This window comes from Paenibacillus sp. 102 (assembly GCF_039549175.1).
In the GTDB taxonomy this organism is placed as follows: Bacteria; Bacillota; Bacilli; order Bacillales; family Bacillaceae_G; genus Bacillus_A.
Window position 1 is genome coordinate 85,553 of the sequence record NZ_JBCGHT010000005.1, and the last position, 16,076, is coordinate 101,628.

General features: G+C 36.7%; 22 protein-coding genes and 1 riboswitch. Of the genes, 2 read left to right on the plus strand and 20 right to left on the minus strand.

Annotation, left to right across the window (positions count from 1 at the left end; all coding sequences use genetic code 11):
- Positions 1-30: 30 nt before the first annotated feature.
- From sufU to AAIE21_RS14440, 14 genes are all read right to left on the minus strand, one after another.
- A complete protein-coding gene (gene sufU / locus AAIE21_RS14375) occupies positions 31-462 on the minus strand; it encodes a Fe-S cluster assembly sulfur transfer protein SufU (RefSeq protein ID WP_000009522.1) in 432 nt (143 codons plus the stop codon).
- A complete protein-coding gene (sufS, locus tag AAIE21_RS14380; RefSeq protein WP_174102388.1) occupies positions 452-1,672 on the minus strand; it encodes a cysteine desulfurase SufS in 1,221 nt (406 codons plus the stop codon). The genes sufU and sufS overlap by 11 nt, the downstream gene beginning before the upstream one ends.
- Entirely contained in the window at positions 1,672-2,964 is a 1,293-nt protein-coding gene (sufD, locus tag AAIE21_RS14385; RefSeq protein WP_343267402.1) for a Fe-S cluster assembly protein SufD, read from the minus strand. The genes sufS and sufD overlap by 1 nt, the downstream gene beginning before the upstream one ends.
- A 15-nt stretch (positions 2,965-2,979) precedes the next feature.
- A complete protein-coding gene (gene sufC / locus AAIE21_RS14390; RefSeq protein WP_343267403.1) occupies positions 2,980-3,765 on the minus strand; it encodes a Fe-S cluster assembly ATPase SufC in 786 nt (261 codons plus the stop codon).
- 236 nt (positions 3,766-4,001) lie between these two features.
- Positions 4,002-4,808, minus strand: coding sequence for a methionine ABC transporter substrate-binding lipoprotein MetQ (metQ, locus tag AAIE21_RS14395; protein ID WP_343267404.1), 807 nt, complete (start codon positions 4,806-4,808; stop codon positions 4,002-4,004).
- A gap of 128 nt (positions 4,809-4,936) precedes the next feature.
- On the minus strand, positions 4,937-5,749 hold the full coding sequence (metQ, locus tag AAIE21_RS14400; protein WP_343267405.1) for a methionine ABC transporter substrate-binding lipoprotein MetQ: 813 nt from the start codon (positions 5,747-5,749) through the stop codon (positions 4,937-4,939).
- Between the two features lie 25 nt (positions 5,750-5,774).
- Positions 5,775-6,440 carry a methionine ABC transporter permease gene (locus AAIE21_RS14405; RefSeq protein ID WP_343267406.1) on the minus strand — a complete coding sequence of 222 codons (666 nt, stop codon included), beginning with the start codon at positions 6,438-6,440 and terminating at the stop codon, positions 5,775-5,777.
- Positions 6,433-7,458: a methionine ABC transporter ATP-binding protein gene (locus tag AAIE21_RS14410; RefSeq protein WP_343267407.1), complete on the minus strand. Its 1,026-nt coding sequence runs from the start codon at positions 7,456-7,458 to the stop codon at positions 6,433-6,435. The genes AAIE21_RS14405 and AAIE21_RS14410 overlap by 8 nt, the downstream gene beginning before the upstream one ends.
- Positions 7,459-7,798: 340 nt before the next feature.
- A riboswitch (SAM riboswitch) is annotated at positions 7,799-7,908 on the minus strand.
- Positions 7,909-8,033: 125 nt separating this feature from the next.
- Positions 8,034-8,378, minus strand: coding sequence for a hypothetical protein (locus AAIE21_RS14415; protein WP_343267408.1), 345 nt, complete (start codon positions 8,376-8,378; stop codon positions 8,034-8,036).
- Positions 8,379-8,529: 151 nt separating this feature from the next.
- Positions 8,530-8,838 (minus strand): thioredoxin family protein, encoded by a 309-nt coding sequence (locus tag AAIE21_RS14420; protein ID WP_343267409.1) that lies wholly within the window; start codon positions 8,836-8,838, stop codon positions 8,530-8,532.
- A gap of 3 nt (positions 8,839-8,841) precedes the next feature.
- Positions 8,842-9,186: a toprim domain-containing protein gene (locus AAIE21_RS14425; protein WP_000263236.1), complete on the minus strand. Its 345-nt coding sequence runs from the start codon at positions 9,184-9,186 to the stop codon at positions 8,842-8,844.
- Between the two features lie 341 nt (positions 9,187-9,527).
- On the minus strand, positions 9,528-9,911 hold the full coding sequence (gcvH, locus tag AAIE21_RS14430; protein WP_343267410.1) for a glycine cleavage system protein GcvH: 384 nt from the start codon (positions 9,909-9,911) through the stop codon (positions 9,528-9,530).
- A gap of 41 nt (positions 9,912-9,952) precedes the next feature.
- On the minus strand, positions 9,953-10,318 hold the full coding sequence (locus AAIE21_RS14435) for an arsenate reductase family protein (protein WP_000218966.1): 366 nt from the start codon (positions 10,316-10,318) through the stop codon (positions 9,953-9,955).
- Between the two features lie 331 nt (positions 10,319-10,649).
- Complete coding sequence (locus AAIE21_RS14440) at positions 10,650-11,177, minus strand: hypothetical protein (RefSeq protein WP_343267411.1); 528 nt, start codon at positions 11,175-11,177, stop codon at positions 10,650-10,652.
- Positions 11,178-11,319: 142 nt separating this feature from the next.
- Between AAIE21_RS14440 and AAIE21_RS14445 the strand changes: the two genes are divergently transcribed.
- Entirely contained in the window at positions 11,320-11,967 is a 648-nt protein-coding gene (locus AAIE21_RS14445) for a phosphatase PAP2 family protein (RefSeq protein WP_343267412.1), read from the plus strand.
- Positions 11,968-12,050: 83 nt separating this feature from the next.
- Here AAIE21_RS14445 and AAIE21_RS14450 read toward each other — a convergent pair whose 3' ends face one another.
- From AAIE21_RS14450 to AAIE21_RS14475, 6 genes are all read right to left on the minus strand, one after another.
- The gene (locus AAIE21_RS14450) at positions 12,051-13,064 is read right to left on the minus strand and encodes a PTS sugar transporter subunit IIC (protein WP_343267413.1); all 1,014 of its coding nucleotides are present in this window, start codon (positions 13,062-13,064) and stop codon (positions 12,051-12,053) included.
- A 20-nt stretch (positions 13,065-13,084) separates the two neighbouring features.
- Positions 13,085-14,035: an L-lactate dehydrogenase gene (locus AAIE21_RS14455; RefSeq protein WP_481858681.1), complete on the minus strand. Its 951-nt coding sequence runs from the start codon at positions 14,033-14,035 to the stop codon at positions 13,085-13,087.
- A gap of 255 nt (positions 14,036-14,290) precedes the next feature.
- Complete coding sequence (locus tag AAIE21_RS14460) at positions 14,291-14,539, minus strand: spore coat protein (protein WP_343267414.1); 249 nt, start codon at positions 14,537-14,539, stop codon at positions 14,291-14,293.
- Between the two features lie 13 nt (positions 14,540-14,552).
- On the minus strand, positions 14,553-14,738 hold the full coding sequence (locus AAIE21_RS14465) for a hypothetical protein (protein WP_006096499.1): 186 nt from the start codon (positions 14,736-14,738) through the stop codon (positions 14,553-14,555).
- Positions 14,739-14,972: 234 nt separating this feature from the next.
- Positions 14,973-15,260, minus strand: a complete 288-nt coding sequence (locus AAIE21_RS14470; RefSeq protein WP_343267415.1) for a DUF2178 domain-containing protein — start codon at positions 15,258-15,260, stop codon at positions 14,973-14,975.
- An 11-nt stretch (positions 15,261-15,271) separates the two neighbouring features.
- On the minus strand, positions 15,272-15,484 hold the full coding sequence (locus tag AAIE21_RS14475; protein ID WP_343267416.1) for a helix-turn-helix transcriptional regulator: 213 nt from the start codon (positions 15,482-15,484) through the stop codon (positions 15,272-15,274).
- Between the two features lie 332 nt (positions 15,485-15,816).
- On the opposite strand from AAIE21_RS14475, the gene AAIE21_RS14480 reads away from it, so the two are divergent.
- Positions 15,817-16,050, plus strand: coding sequence for a hypothetical protein (locus AAIE21_RS14480; protein WP_343267417.1), 234 nt, complete (start codon positions 15,817-15,819; stop codon positions 16,048-16,050).
- The last annotated feature ends 26 nt before the right edge of the window (positions 16,051-16,076 follow it).

Here is a 16,076-nt window from a genome sequence, read left to right on the forward strand (position 1 = left end):
AGATAACCTCGTTTTTAGGAACCTGTAACATTACTTATCTTCGTTTAAGCCCTTTTCTAACGCTTTCCACGCTAATGTTGCACATTTAATACGTGCCGGGAACTTGCATACGCCTTGTAATGCTTCAATATCTCCTAAATCAACGCTGTCATCATACTCTTTTCCTAGCATCATGTCAGAGAAAATTTTAGAAAGCTGAAGTGCCTCTTCAATTTTCTTTCCTTTTACTGCTTGTGTCATCATTGAAGCCGAAGACATTGAGATTGAACATCCTTCGCCTTCAAACTTCGCCTCTTTTACAATCCCCTCTTCTACTTTCATCGTAAGTTGAATACGATCACCGCAAGTTGGATTGTTCAAGTTAACAGTAACACTATCTTCTAACACGCCATGGTTACGAGGATTTTTGTAATGATCCATAATAACTTGACGATATAACGTATCTAAATTATTAAATGACATTTGTGAAATACTCCTTTGTCTTGATTAGCGATTCAACAAATGTATCAATTTCTTCTTTTGTATTATATAAATAGAAGCTCGCACGTGCTGTTGAAGAAGCTTTTAGCCACTTCATAAGCGGTTGTGCACAGTGATGTCCTGCGCGAACCGCAATACCTTCTACATCTAATACCGTTGCTACATCGTGAGGATGTACGTCTTCGATATTAAATGTAACAAGACCAGCGCGATGCTTTGGACCATAAATTGTAACGCCATCTACTTCTGATAGTCTTTCTAAAGCGTATTGCGCTAATTCATGCTCATGCTTTTCAATATTATCAAGACCGATTTCTTCTAGGAAATCAATTGCCGCACCAAGTCCGATTGCATTACCGATAATCGGTGTACCTGCTTCAAACTTCCACGGAAGCTCTTTCCAAGTAGATTCTTGTAAATCTACGAAATCAATCATTTCACCACCAAATTCAATTGGCTCCATATTGTTCAGCAATTCTTTCTTACCATATAATACGCCGATACCTGTAGGTCCGCACATCTTATGAGCAGATAATGCATAGAAATCACAGTTTAAATCTTGTACATCTACTTTCATATGAGGTGTACTTTGCGCACCATCAACGACCATGATTGCACCGTTTTGGTGTGCGATTGCTCCGATTTCTTTTACAGGGTTAATCGTTCCAAGTACGTTAGACACATACATGATAGAAACGATTTTTGTATTCGGTGTAATTGTTTGACGAGCATCTTCTATTGAAATTGTCCCATCTGGTTGAAGTGGAAGATATTTCAAAGTTGCGCCTGTTTTCTTCGCAACTTGCTGCCACGGAATGATGTTACTATGGTGCTCCATGTAAGAAATAACGATTTCATCGCCTTCTTTTACATTTTCAAGACCATAGCTAGCCGCTACTGTATTTAATGCAGTTGTCGTTCCGCGCGTGAAAATAATCTCTTCCATTGATTTCGCGTTAATAAACTTGCGAACTTTCTCACGTGCACCTTCATACGCATCGGTAGCTTTCGTACCGAGCGTATGAACACCGCGATGCACGTTAGAATTGTATTCTTTATAATAACGTTCTAACGTTTCAATCACTTGAATTGGTTTTTGAGAAGTTGCTGCACTATCGAAATAAACAAGTTGTTTGCCGTTCACTTTTTGATCAAGAATTGGAAACTGTTTGCGTATTTCATGAATATTCATTAGCGAACTTTCCTTTCAATTACCTCAACAAGCTGTGCTTTTACTCCTTCAATTGGAAGCTCATTTACTACAGGTGCTAAGAATCCATGGATGACTAAACGTTCTGCTTCGCGTTTTGGAATACCACGGCTCATCAAGTAGTATAGTTGTACTGGATCTACGCGACCTACTGAAGCTGCGTGACCTGCCATTACATCATCTTCGTCAATTAAAAGAATTGGGTTCGCATCACCACGAGCTTTTTCGTCTAACATAAGAACGCGAGAAGATTGTTGTGCATTTGATTTAGATGCACCGTGTTCAATCTTACCAATTCCGTTAAAGATAGATGTTGCGCTATCTTTTTGTACACCGTGTTTTAAGATGAAACCTTCAGAGTGTTTACCGAAGTGAACAACTTTCGTTGTAAAGTTTTGTGTTTGGTTACCACGGCCAATTGTTACTGTTTTCGTATCAGCAAATGATCCGTCGCCCATTAAGTTCGTAACGTTCTCTGAGATTGTGTTTCCGTCATTCATAAGGCCTAGAGCCCAATCAATGCGGCCGTCGCGTCCTACGATGCCGCGGCGGTTAACGTAAGTTGTTACGTCTTTTGCTAATAGATCAACCGCACCGAACTTCACTTGTGCGCCTTGTTCTACGATTACTTCTGCCACGATATTTGCAATACCTGTAACAGTTTCATTTGCTACGTAGTTTTCTACGTATGTTGCAGAACTGTGAGCATCAGCTACAAATAATACGTGGTTATATACGTTCGCTTCTTCACCGTCTACTAAGAATACAGCTTGAAGTGGTGTTTCAAGAACAACGTTTTTCGGAACATATACGAATGCACCGCCGTTGATTAATGCAGCATGAAGTGCAGTTAAACGATGTTCGTCTACTTTCACGCCGTCTTTCATTAAATACTTTTGTACTAGTTCAGTATGCTCAGTTGCAGCTGTTACGATGTCTGTAAAGATAACACCTTTTTCTTTTGCTTCGTCTGCTAAAGAAACGAATGCAGTAGTACCAGTGCGTTGTACTAATACGCTGTTATTTTCATCGATTAAGTTTTTCACTGCTTCTGGAAGTTCAGTTAAAGAACTTACAGGCTCTTGCTTAGCAGCGTCGCCTTTTCCGATAAAGTCCCATTTATCGATTTTTGTTTTATCAGGCGTTGGCATTGGAAGTTCAGTTGCTTGTGCAAGAGCTTGTAAGCGGAACTCAGTCAACCAAGCAGCTTCGTTTACTTCGCTTGCGCGCTGACGGATTGTTTCTTGATCGAAAGGTAATGTACCGATTGTCATGTTTATGCTCCTCTCTTACGCTTCTTGCTCTGCTGTTTCGTCTTCAATACCTAATTCTTTTTTGATCCAGTCGTAACCTTCAGCTTCTAAACGTTGTGCAAGCTCAGGGCCACCAGATTTAACAATGCGACCATTCATCATAACGTGAACGAAGTCTGGAGTGATGTAGTTTAATAAACGTTGGTAATGCGTAATCATTAAGCAACCGAACTCTTCGCCGCGCATTTGGTTAATACCTTTAGATACAACTTTTAATGCATCAATATCAAGACCTGAGTCGATTTCATCTAAGATTGCGATTTTTGGCTCAATCATCATTAATTGAAGAATTTCGTTACGTTTTTTCTCACCGCCAGAGAAACCTTCGTTTAAGTAACGTTGTGCCATTTCTGGATCCATTTCTAGGAATTCCATGTTTTTATCTAATGTACGGATAAATTTCATAAGAGAAATTTCATCGCCTTCCTCGCGTCGTGCATTAATTGCAGAACGTAAGAAGTCAGCGTTTGTTACTCCGCTAATTTCACTTGGATATTGCATTGCTAGGAATAGACCTGCTTGTGCGCGCTCATCTACTTCCATTTCTAATACATCTTCACCGTCGATGATGATGCTACCTTCTGTTACTTCATATTTTGGGTGACCCATAATCGCAGAAGATAAGGTTGATTTACCCGTTCCGTTAGGTCCCATAATTGCGTGGATTTCTCCACCTTTTACTTCAAGGTTTACACCTTTTAAAATTTCTTTACCTTCGATTGATACATGTAAGTCTTTAACCGTTAATGTAGAACCAGCCATGTCAATACCTCCATTAATCCTCTATATACATTTTAAAAATTCCTAAAACATTCATATTCTCATTTTATTCTCATTCTAATTTTATATCAAATAAAATGATATCGCAAACGCTGAGAAAATGTAACAATTTTTTCACAAATGTATATAAGTATTTCCCTCACATCCTATTATGATACACCTTTCTTCTTATTTATATAAAGAAAAAAGGGCTGGAAATTTCCTAGCCCCTTTCATGCCTAATCATTTACCGGGAGTACTGCTCCCTTATATTCTTTATTAATAAAATCTTGAATTTCTTTTGAATGTAACACTTCTACTAATTCCTTAATTTCTTTTTTCTTTTCATCCCCTTTACGAACGGCAATAATATTTGCATATGGAGAATCTGATCCTTCAATTGCAATTGCATCTTTTGTAGGGTTTAATTTCGCGTCAATTGCATAGTTTGAATTAATGAATAAAGCATCACCTTCATTATTTTCGTATAACTTTGGTGAAAGCCCTGGCTCAACATCTGTTTTAAACTTTAAGTTCTTAGGATTCTCCACAATATCTTTGACTGTCGCCTTAACGATATCTACACCATCTTTCAGTTTAATGACGCCACCTTTTTGCAATAATGCAAGCATACGGCCGCGTTCCGCTACGTTATTACTCATAATAACAGTCCCACCATCCGGAAGGTCTTTTAAACTTTTATATTTTTTAGAATAGATTCCCATTGGCTCTAAATGGATTTTCCCTGCATTTACAATTTTATATCCCTTTTCCTCGATCTCCTTATCTAAATAAGGAATGTGTTGAAAATAGTTGGCATCAATGTCTTTATCGGCTAACGCTTTATTAGGTAACACATAATCTTGGAATGTTTTAATTTTTAGTTTGATTCCTTTTTTCTCTAATATTGGCTGTGCTTTTTCTAAAATAACAGCATGCGGCACGTTAGAAGCTCCAACAACGAGTGTACTTTCATCTTTCCCACCGCAAGCTGCTAACGCAAGTACAAATATTGTTATAAAAACTGATAGTATGATTTTCTTCATATGACGGCACCTTCTTTTTTGTAATTTTCAGAATAAATATCGTATACGGATCTTTTTCTTATCATTCGATTTCTTATTTCCCAAAGGAAAAATAAGAGCTGGCATTTACCAGCCCTTATGAAAAACAATTATTCTTTCACAGGAACAACTGCCCCTTTATATTCTTTATTAATAAAGTCCTCAATCTCTTTAGAATGTAACACTTCTACAAGTGCTTTAATTTCTTTTTTGTCCTTATCACCTTTACGAACCGCAACTACGTTTGCATACGGAGAATCGTTTCCTTCGATCGCAATCGCATCTTTCTCTGGGCTTAATTTTGCGTCAATCGCATAGTTTGAGTTAATTAAAACCGCATCGCCTTCTTTATTGTTATACACTTGTGGCAATAAGCCAGGCTCAATATCTGTTTTAAACTTCAAATTTTTTGGATTTTCCGCAATATCTTTTGTAGTCGCTTTAACAGGGTCTACACCATCTTTAATTTTTAAAACGCCCTCTTTTTGTAAAATCGCTAAACCACGTCCATGGTCAGCAACAGAGTTACTCATAATAATTGTCGCTCCGTTTGGAAGCTCTTTTAAACTTTTATATTTTTGAGAATAGACACCGATTGGTTCTAAATGAATTTTCCCTGCCACTTCAAACTTATAGCCCTTATCTTTAATCTCTTTCTCTAAATACGGAATATGCTGGAAGTAATTCGCATCTAACTCTTTATCTGCTAAAGATTTATTTGGCAGTACATAATCTTGAAATGGTTTGATGTCCAATTGGATACCTTTTTTCTCAAGTAACGGTTTTGCTTTCTCTAAAATCTCAGCGTGCGGTACATTAGAAGCTCCGACAACAAGTTTTTTTTCATCTTTATCTTTCCCACCACAAGCAGTTAGCCCAAAAATTGACGTTGTAATAAGTGCTGTAAGTAATAATTTTTTCATGTTATAAACACCCTTCCCCTTTTATTTATCGTTTATCAATTCGAGCTGTAACAAGATCTCCAATAAACTGAATCAAGAAAACAACGAGTAATACACAAATCGTCGCAACGAATGTCACATCGTTATGTCCGCGCTGAAATCCATCTAAATAAGCAAGTGTTCCAAGACCTCCAGCACCGACAACACCAGCCATTGCTGTATATCCTACAAGCGCAATTGTCGTTACTGTAATACCAGATACAAGTGCTGGCAATGATTCTGGAATCAATACTTTCCAAATAATCGTGCTCGTTTTTGCTCCCATTGCTTTTGAAGCTTCAATCACACCTTTATCAATCTCGCGAAGTGCGATTTCAACCATTCTTGCATAAAATGGTGCTGCCCCAATAATTAAAGCTGGCAATGCTGCACTTGCCCCAAGCATAGTTCCAAGCAAAAGCTTCGAAAATGGAATTAATAAAATAATTAAAATGATAAATGGAATGGAACGAAAAATATTTACAAATGCTCCAATTACAGTGTGAATCGCTTTGTTTTCCCACAAGTTATCTTTAGATGTCATAAAGAGTAATAATCCTAAAATAAGACCGAAAATAAATGTGGCAAGCGCTGCGATTGCTGTCATATATAATGTTTCACCTGTTGCTTCTAACATTTGATTCCAATCCACGTTTGTGAGTAATTTATCCATGTGCAATCACCTCCAGCTCTACTTGCTCTTGATGAATTCCTGCTATCGCTTGCTGGATTGCTGCTTCTGAACCATTTAAGTGAACAACTAAGTTCCCGTAAGATCCATTGTTTGTTTGAGCGATATTGCCTTGCAAAACACTCACTTCAATATCCTCGCGTCTCATTAATCTTTGAAGCACCGGACGCTCTACAGAATCACCAATAAACTGTAAACGAATAACTTTTCCATCTGGATATTTTTCTAATAAGCTCTCAATCGTTTCATTTGTATCTTCAGAATCCGTTAACTGCTGTACAAATCTCTTTGTAATTTCCTGCTGTGGGTTACGGAATACATTTAGTACAGGACCGCTTTCTACAATTTTTCCTTTTTCCATTACTGCAACGCGATTACAAATCTTGCGAATTACATGCATTTCATGTGTAATGAGTACAATTGTTAAACCAAGGCGCTTATTAATATCTAATAGTAAATCTAAAATTTGATCTGTCGTTTCTGGATCAAGTGCTGATGTTGCTTCATCACAAAGTAATACTTTTGGATTATTCGCTAATGCTCTCGCAATCCCAACGCGCTGTTTTTGCCCACCACTTAACTGAGATGGATAGGCATCTCCTCTTCCTTCTAATCCAACAAGACGGATTAATTCATCCACACGATTTTTTCGCTGCGCTTTCTCTACCCCTGCAATCTCTAGTGGAAAAGCAATATTTTCGCGCACAGTTCGTGACCAAAGTAAATTAAAGTGCTGAAAAATCATTCCAATTTCTTGTCTTGCCTTTCGAAGTTCATTTCCAGTAATTGCTGAAATAACACGATTCGCTATCGTAATCTGTCCAGAAGTTGGTTTCTCTAATTGATTAAATAATCTAATTAAAGAACTTTTACCAGCGCCACTATATCCGATAACACCAAAAATCTCGCCTTTTTCTATTTTCAAATTGGCATCATCTACAGCAGTGACATCACCGCTTTTTGATTTATATATTTTCTTTACATTTTCTAATAAGATCATGATGTTCACCCCTTTTTTGTTTAAAAAGCGTAAGCGGCTCGTTTAGCTCTGATCGGCTAAGGTTCTCTCACACAAAAGGTGCTGTGCGGGAGGTTCTTAGACGCGAAGAGCTTGCCGCTGAAGCTGGATTTCATAAAAAGCGCAAGCAGCTCGTTAAATTTACTCCCACAATTTTTTATTTTTGATGTGAGAATTGCTTAAATCTAACTGTCGCTATAGCTACATTTCTTATTAACTCCTCTTATTATTCGAATGTCCTCCTCATTCAAACAACAAAAAAACCTTTCTGCTTTTAGAATGAGCAGAAAGGTTTATATGCATATATCAACATTACCCCTTCCTCTCATCTCTCAAAGCATTTGCTTTGCAGGAATTGGCACCATTTCAACATACTAGTTGACGGTTGCCGGGTTTCACAGGGCTCAGTCCCTCCACCTCTCTTGATAAGAGAAATCAGATTAAATTTTCGTCTGATTTGAAATTTATGAAATTGTCTATATTTTATGACTTGAATTGTATCAATATACATCCACTATGTCAACAAAAAAATTCTCAAAAAACGAACCTTCAGAATATTAAGCGCCTACTGGCATCGGCTTACATATATGAAATACCGATTCTAATAATAACATCGTACGATATGTTCCTGAATAATGTACATGTCCATTATTTATGAGCGTTTGTAACCGAACATTTCCAGTAACTAATCGCCGTAAATCATCCTCTTGAAAGCAAACAATTCGTTCTGATCCCCTTGCTTCCTTCAAAAGCTGTATATACTCTCTTGAAATTTGAAGTGAGCAACTCTCATCCCCCAAACGAAAATTAATCGTTTTTTCTCCTTGCCGAAGAAGCGGTTCTAGATGGTATTGGCTATTAGCATACGTTACAAATGATTGAAGCAACAAATATAATCCCATTCTAATCACATCCTTCATATCACTCTCTACTAATACCATTCCATCTTTTCAAACAGCAATCCTGTTACTTTCTCTCGACAAATACCGTATCACTTCTCTGCCACTGACACATTTCCCGAGAAATATGTCGAGGCGACAAAAAATTTGCCGCCTACTGTAATTCTGTATATAAATATTCAACCGAATGAAAAGCATATATTTTCTTCGTAAGTGTCCCACTTTCAAATACAAGTAAACAAGGTACACTTTCTATCGCATATTCTCGTGCCAAATGTGGCGCATAATTTAAATCTAGCATTCCTATTTCTAATTCAGATATAGTCGCTTCTACCACCGTTAACATCTTCTTTGCTAATTGGCATGTTCCGCACATCGGTGTATATACATATAACACTGTTTTTTCTTTGTCTGCTATTAGAACTGTAGCTTCAGCACCTGTCCAGTCAATCACTTCTATCATTCCTTACCGTAAATATTCTGTATAAACGTCAATGTCAGCTCCCCATAATACGTTCGCTAAATGATTCGAAGGAGCAGTTGCTACTTCACGATACGAACGGTCAATGTAAATATGCTCGGCTTGCGGGAATTCTTTTCGAAATTGTTTTCGAAGCTTTTCACCTGCAGCATCAGCATCCACTAGCACATACACTTCTTTATCAAAAAACTGATCAATGAGTTCATCCATTTTCGACAAACCAATTGTACCATTTGTACAAACAATTTCCACTGGTTCGCGAATAATAGATTCAATCTTTCTTCTATCTGATTTCCCTTCGACAATAATGACTTTCTCTACATAGACCATATGTCATCACCCGATCACCATATACTATAAAACACCCTTACTTTAGTATATAGTATATTCGATATTTTCATGTTGTTTCCTGTTTATTTTTGCAAAGAAAAGCAGAGGCGGCTGTTTAGCCCCGTTGGCTAAGGTTCTTTCGCATAGAAGACGCTTTTTGTCTTCTCATGCGGAAGGTTCTTAGACATGAGGGGCTAGGAGGCAAAGCTAGACAAAGAAAAGCGCAAGCGGCTCGTTCAGAATGTAAGGGGGATGGAGCTTCTGACGGAGAGACATTTTCCTGTTCACTTCAGCCAAAATAAAAAGGACAGCACACAGGCTGTCCTTTTTGGTGACTAGAATTAGTCTTGGTTTGTCATTTCTGCGTATTTTTCTGCAGATAATAACCCTTCTAATTGGCTTTCATCAGAAAGTTCAACTTTAACCATCCATGCACCTTCGTATGGAGATTCGTTAACAAGTTCTGGTTGGTCACTTAATTCTTCGTTTACTGCTACAACTTTACCACTTACAGGTGCGTATAATTCAGAAACTGTTTTAACAGATTCTACGCTTCCGAATGGCTCGTCAGCTTCAAGTGTTGCACCTACTTCAGGAAGTTCAACGAATACGATATCGCCTAACTCGCTTTGTGCAAAATGAGTAATACCGATAACAACTTGGTTGCCTTCAGTTTTTACCCATTCGTGTTCTTCAGAGTAACGTAAATGATTTGGAATGCTCATGACTGTACCTCCAGTGAATGTATTAATTATGTAAAAATACCTTATTGGTACTTTTTCCACACACTTTCAAACTGCTCTTCGTTAAAACCAAGTGTTACATTCGTACCATCTGTTACGATTGGACGTTTAATCAACATGCCATCAGACGCTAAAAGCTCGAACATTTCGTCCTCACTTGCTTCCTTTAACTTATCTTTTAAGCCAAGTTCACGGTAACGCATTCCACTTGTATTAAAGAATTTTTTTAATGGCAATTCACTTTTTGCATGTAAATTACGCAAATCTTCTTTTGACGGTGGATTTTCAACAATATGAATCATTTCATATGCTACATCGTTTGCCTCAAACCATTTTTTCGCTTTTTGACATGTGCCACACTTTGGATATGAATAAAATGTTACTGTCATAAATTCACCTACTTTTTTGCTAACCTTTATCTTTATCATATAGAAAACGTTTTATTATTTCAAACGATTATTCGCTAAACTTTAACTTATTTCGTGATAATTTTTAATAATCCTGCAATTTTCTCTTGTTTTTCCGCTATTTAAAAGAAAAAAATAAATATATATTTTTCCTCATACGGACCCGAACATATATGTTAAACAAACGTTTGTTTAATTTCATATTTTCTACATCAATCTTTGAAAAACATAGACCCATTCATACCAAACATACCTCTTAATCAAACGTTTGTTTAAAAAGAAAAAATAAGAAGCCCTCTACAAAGGCTCCTCATTATCTATTCAAATAATCTGCAATTGTTTGAAATACTACGATATACATATTATGAATACTTCCGTCTGCATTACCACCGTTCGTTAAACCGATTCCCCATTGTTGTCCCTCGCCACTTCCGATATTTGCAAAACCTTGTGTATACATGGCATTTTCATCTTTTGGCGCGTTATTATACTCTATATTCTTTTTAATAAAAATCGAATACGATTTATCTTGTAAGCCGATAAAAAACACTGGTTTCTTTAACGATAAAAATAAATCTTTATACTGCTCTTTCGACGCTTCTTGAAAGTGCTCTTTCATTATAAGAAAACCATCTACTTCTCCCGATTTCTTTTTCATTTCGCCTAATTTTATAGTTTCAAACTTTATATTTCTAAACGTATCTTTCGGATTTTCACCAATAACTCCAATTACGAGTGCTCTCCCGTTATACTCTAATTTCTCTCCTTCTTTATCCTTTGCACACCCAACACCAACTAGGCATAACAATATAAAAACGAAAAAATAAAAGAAACGCTTCATTTAGCACCCTCCCCTTCTTAAGTCAAGTGACAAAAATGTAAGGTGAATTCAAGAAAATGTAAGTGAAATCGATAGCCCAATCTGATTTTCTATATTATAATCAATTGGATTTACTTACATTACTAAACACTAGGAGATTATTATGAAGAACTTTAAACTTTCATCTTTTCTTCCGTTAAGTTATATACTTCTACTCGTACTCGTAAGTCCCCTTTACGATGTATTAAATAAATCGACTGTTCACGCTGTAAACGTTACAACTGTAGTAGATGATTGGATTCCATTTGTAAAAGCATTTATTATTCCTTATTTACTGTGGTTTCCATACTTATACGGTGCACTTATTTATTACTGCTTTGCTGATCGAAAGCAATATTATGTCACTCTAAGTAGTGTAATTCTTGGAAAGCTTGCTTGTTTTTCTATTTATTACTTTTGGCAAACGACGGTACCACGTCCAACCGTCGTTGGAACAGACATATTTTCTGAACTAGTTCGCTATATTTATAGTATTGATCAACCCGTAAACTGTTTCCCTAGCATTCATGTACTTACGACATTTGTCATTATGTTAGCTGCCTTTAACCGAAGAGAACAACATGTTTTTGAATATTATATTCTTACTTTCTTTGGCACACTCATCATTTTCTCAACGCTATTTACGAAGCAGCATGCCTTCGTAGATGCCGTTTCTGGGATGACGCTAGCAAGCATGCTATACTTTGGTATTCAGCTAGTATTAGTAAAAGAGACGGTGACAGTACCGGTGAAACAAAATCATAAAATGTAAACAAAAAAGCAGACTGTGGCTTCTTCAGTCTGCTTTTATCTATCTATAAAGGAGATTTTCAGGTGCAATACGTTGTTTGGCGATTAAGATTGTGGCACAGTCATATCGCCTGAATGAATGCGACCCGCTTTTTTTAGTGCGATGTATAGTATATAAGAAACAGCTACTGGGATTACGATATAAGTGATAACCATCGCTGGTACAACACTGAATCCTTGGCTGGAGATTAAATTAATTGGTGCAATCAGAGAGCTTAATCCAAGACCTGCAATTTCTTTACCTGCTTCTAGCTGGAAGATAAGGGCAGATACAGGGCCCACAATGGCGCTGGCGACGACAGTCGGGACGAGAATCATTGGATTTTTAGTAATGTTCGGCAGTTGTACTTTCGGAGTACAAAGTGCTTGTGCTAAAATACCACCTAAATTGTTTTCTTTTGCGGAGATAACAGAGAATCCAATAAATTGAGCGACGCATCCAGCAAGTGCAGCACCGCCTGCAACACCGTCTAGACTAAGTGCAATTGCTAAAGCTGCTGATGACGCTGGAGAAATAAGTAATAATCCCCAAACAACCGCAAGTACGATAGAAGCAATAAATGGACTACCAGCTGAACTATCTTTAATAAACGCGCCAATTGTATTTAATACAGGACTAATATTTTGAGATAGCCAAATACCGACTATACCAGAACCGAGTATTGCTGCAAATGGAACGAGCATCATATCTAAAGCAGTTTTTCCACTTAATCGTTTACCGATATAAACTGCTAGAGTTGCTGTTAATAATGCACCGATTGGCTCACCAGTTTTGATGATTAGACCTGCTTCAGTAATGGAAATCGATCCTGCTCCAATCGCTCCGGCCACCATCGCTGAGAAGATGACAAGTCCGTTTGCTCCAAGCATGAAAGCAATCCCTGCCCCAATGGCTGGTGCCATCAATGATTTCGCGACAACTCCGATTGTGATCAACATCGGAATATCAACAATTCTTCCTATATTCTCGATAAGTAAACCAATTCCAAGGGATACGAAAATACCTTGTGCAATTCCGGCAGATCCTTTAAAGACACGAGACATTATATATTCCTTCATCTGTTTCACCTTCTCCTAGTTTAGTAACCGATTGTTTTCATGTAGTCACGTAAAATATCATTTGATTTTGCAAATCGGTTTTCTTCAGCTTCTGATAAGTTCAGTTCAACAACTTCTTTTACGCCATCTCTTGTAATAATTGCTGGTACACCTGTACAAATATTATATTCGCCATATTCACCATCTAAAATTGCTGAAACAGCTATCACGCGTTGATCATCATTAAAGATAGAACGTGCAATATAAGCAAGTGAGTTACCAATACCGTAATAAGTAGTTCCTTTTCGCTTATAAATTTCCCATCCAGCTTTTGCAGTTTTTTCTACAATTTCATCTAAATCAATTTCACCGAAACGTTCTTTTTGTTCATCTAAAATTTGTAATATCGGTTTCCCACCGACTGTTACGTGAGACCAAGCAACCATTTGTGAATCACCGTGCTCACCTAATGAATAACCATGGATACTACGAGGGTCAACTTCAAGCATTTCAGATAAAATTGTTTTTAATCGAGAAGAATCTAATGATGTTCCAGTACCAATCACACGATTTCTTGGTAATCCAGACAATTTCCAAACTTGATACGTAATAATATCAACCGGGTTTGATGCAAGTAAGAAAATACCATCAAATCCACTTGCCATTACACCTTCTACAACACTTTCCATAATCTTCGCGCTTGCTCCTAAAGTATCCAAACGACTTTGTCCTGGTTTTGGAGCTGGACCTGCTGTAATAATCACAATGTCCATATCTTTGCAGTCTTCATAAGTACCTGCATATACTTTTGTTCTTGTATTTGTAAAGTTAATGCAGTGCGATAAATCCATCGCTTCACCAACTGCACGTTCATGATTTATATCAATTAATGCCAACTCTTCACAGATGCCTTGATTCACAATTGAATACGCACAGCTTGATCCAACTAATCCAGTACCAATAATTGCGATTTTTCTTGTGTTTCTATTCATAAGAATCTCTCCTAAGTAATCATGTAATGTTTTATTTGTTCTTTACACTCTTCATTATAGAGATTCTCACTATAGAAACCATGGATACTTTGTGAATAGTTGAGCAAAGCATGTGTATATTTTGTGAAACACTCTACTCCGTTTTCGTCATATTTGTTACAACTGGAAAAATATTTCATACATATTTATTGACATATACAAATGCACAAAAAAACGAGTGAATCATTCTCCGAGATTCACTCGCTTTTTTATGCATTATTGTGCGCTTAATTGACTTTTCGTTTGCTGAACAACCGCTGGATTTGCAGGAGCCGCTGGTTTATAATGCCCTTTTTGCAATGCATATTTATATACATTACGTTGTCTCATTTCATCCTGATTTCGAATGTGAATCAGCGTTTGATGTAACTGTTCGTTATTTGACTCTGCTATGTAATTCGCATAACTAGTCAAACTAGCATTTAATTCCGATAAATAATCGTTAACCATATCTTTTTCATTCATAATCGGTACCCTCCTAGCCTAAAAAGGACATTAATTGTTGTTTTGTATTTCTTGCCGCTTGTGCATCTTGTTGTAGCATTTGTTTCAATTGAGGATCTGTACACTGCTGTGCATACTGGTCTAATTTGTTCGCAACTGTCGCATGCCCCCCAATAAGATGGCGTAAATTTTCAAGCTCAAGCTCTGTTAAATTTGGCATAATAATTACCTTCCTTTCTTTGGTCATTCATCATTTAGTATTTATTTGTTTTTGGATTGTATGCATGTAAAGTGAGGGTATAAAGTTTTTGTACATGCGAAAGAAAGCCAAGAAGCAAATACAAACTGTACTTTCATGTACGATTCTCATCTCATTCGCTCCTTTTCACCCCTCTAATCAAACATAACAAAAAGAGCTATTTACAAATTAATATGTAAAATAGCTCTTTCTCATCTAATATCTTCTTCGCAAAACTAAAATAGATAGTGAATAGGAGCATAATACTCCTGCCAATAAACATGCATTTGCTAATTTATACTGTTCACTCGTTAATGAATATAGGTTACCGATTAGAAAAATAATTAAATACGAAAGTAAGAATACAAACAACGAGATTTTTGCAGCATTTCCTGTAATTTGATCTCCTCTCTCATCATTTCCCTCTTTCTTTTCAAAACGAGTAGAATATAACACCCCAATTAACCCTGCGATTGATGCGACTATCCCTATTGCCATTATCATTCCATTTCCCCCTATATCGTATATTGAAAGACTTCATGAAATTCCTTACCAAGAACATGCGCGATTTCAAAAGCTAAAATAAGAGATGGATTATATCGATTTGCTTCAATAGAAGCTATCGTTTGTCTACTAACACCCACTCGGTTTGCTAATTCCGTTTGTGACCAACGTTTTTCCGCCCGAAGTACAATCAGATTATTTCGTAACATTCCTCTCTGATTCATAGGACCTCCGTTTTTACATTATTTTCTATATTTTTATTGTAATTTATTTTTAACATGTTGTAAATTATTTTTAACATTTTTCTGTAACACAAATTACTTCCTAATGAATAAATTCGTTAGTTAAATTTATCCAAGTAATGGAATTTCAAGTACAATAGACATGAAATAAAACAGAGCTAAAATATCTATAAAGTAGGTGCTATATGAATTGAAATACACTCAAAACAAAAGAGGAAATTGAAAACTTCCTTCGTTTATTTTGGGGTTTTCACGACAGTTGTTTGAAAGAATTGTATATATGGACAGATAGCTACGTAGGTGAGAATTTATCTATGAGGATATCATCTAGTACAAACGTAAGGATCCTTTTTCAAAGGCAGTATGAGAACCCCTCCGCAATAGAGTTACTCTTTGAAGGTGTCACACAATTTCATTTAACGCCGCCTCCTGAAAATCATGATTCAATTATTTTCGGTGCATCTCTTCTATTACAAAACAATTTATTTTATTGGGCAGATGATATCGGTTGGCAACCTAACAAGGTGACACCATATGAAGTAAGCTAGATTTCTGCAAAAAATGTAAAATGGAG

Bases quoted from the DNA above. Each gene is read 5' to 3' on its own strand.
- sufS (WP_174102388.1), bottom strand. From the start codon at position 1,672: ATGAATATTCATGAAATACGCAAACAGTTTCCAATTCTTGATCAAAAA.
- AAIE21_RS14440 (WP_343267411.1), bottom strand. From the start codon at position 11,177: ATGAAGCGTTTCTTTTATTTTTTCGTTTTTATATTGTTATGCCTAGTT.
- metQ (WP_343267404.1), bottom strand. From the start codon at position 4,808: ATGAAGAAAATCATACTATCAGTTTTTATAACAATATTTGTACTTGCG.
- AAIE21_RS14470 (WP_343267415.1), bottom strand. From the start codon at position 15,260: ATGATAATGGCAATAGGGATAGTCGCATCAATCGCAGGGTTAATTGGG.
- sufD (WP_343267402.1), bottom strand. From the start codon at position 2,964: ATGACAATCGGTACATTACCTTTCGATCAAGAAACAATCCGTCAGCGC.
- AAIE21_RS14415 (WP_343267408.1), bottom strand. From the start codon at position 8,378: ATGGGATTATATTTGTTGCTTCAATCATTTGTAACGTATGCTAATAGC.
- sufU (WP_000009522.1), bottom strand. From the start codon at position 462: ATGTCATTTAATAATTTAGATACGTTATATCGTCAAGTTATTATGGAT.
- AAIE21_RS14480 (WP_343267417.1), top strand. From the start codon at position 15,817: ATGAGGATATCATCTAGTACAAACGTAAGGATCCTTTTTCAAAGGCAG.
- AAIE21_RS14465 (WP_006096499.1), bottom strand. From the start codon at position 14,738: ATGCCAAATTTAACAGAGCTTGAGCTTGAAAATTTACGCCATCTTATT.
- AAIE21_RS14450 (WP_343267413.1), bottom strand. From the start codon at position 13,064: ATGAAGGAATATATAATGTCTCGTGTCTTTAAAGGATCTGCCGGAATT.
- AAIE21_RS14445 (WP_343267412.1), top strand. From the start codon at position 11,320: ATGAAGAACTTTAAACTTTCATCTTTTCTTCCGTTAAGTTATATACTT.
- AAIE21_RS14425 (WP_000263236.1), bottom strand. From the start codon at position 9,186: ATGGTCTATGTAGAGAAAGTCATTATTGTCGAAGGGAAATCAGATAGA.
- AAIE21_RS14405 (WP_343267406.1), bottom strand. From the start codon at position 6,440: ATGGATAAATTACTCACAAACGTGGATTGGAATCAAATGTTAGAAGCA.
- metQ (WP_343267405.1), bottom strand. From the start codon at position 5,749: ATGAAAAAATTATTACTTACAGCACTTATTACAACGTCAATTTTTGGG.
- AAIE21_RS14455 (WP_481858681.1), bottom strand. From the start codon at position 14,035: ATGAATAGAAACACAAGAAAAATCGCAATTATTGGTACTGGATTAGTT.
- gcvH (WP_343267410.1), bottom strand. From the start codon at position 9,911: ATGAGCATTCCAAATCATTTACGTTACTCTGAAGAACACGAATGGGTA.
- AAIE21_RS14410 (WP_343267407.1), bottom strand. From the start codon at position 7,458: ATGATCTTATTAGAAAATGTAAAGAAAATATATAAATCAAAAAGCGGT.
- AAIE21_RS14435 (WP_000218966.1), bottom strand. From the start codon at position 10,318: ATGACAGTAACATTTTATTCATATCCAAAGTGTGGCACATGTCAAAAA.
- AAIE21_RS14420 (WP_343267409.1), bottom strand. From the start codon at position 8,838: ATGATAGAAGTGATTGACTGGACAGGTGCTGAAGCTACAGTTCTAATA.
- AAIE21_RS14460 (WP_343267414.1), bottom strand. From the start codon at position 14,539: ATGAATGAAAAAGATATGGTTAACGATTATTTATCGGAATTAAATGCT.
- sufC (WP_343267403.1), bottom strand. From the start codon at position 3,765: ATGGCTGGTTCTACATTAACGGTTAAAGACTTACATGTATCAATCGAA.
- AAIE21_RS14475 (WP_343267416.1), bottom strand. From the start codon at position 15,484: ATGAATCAGAGAGGAATGTTACGAAATAATCTGATTGTACTTCGGGCG.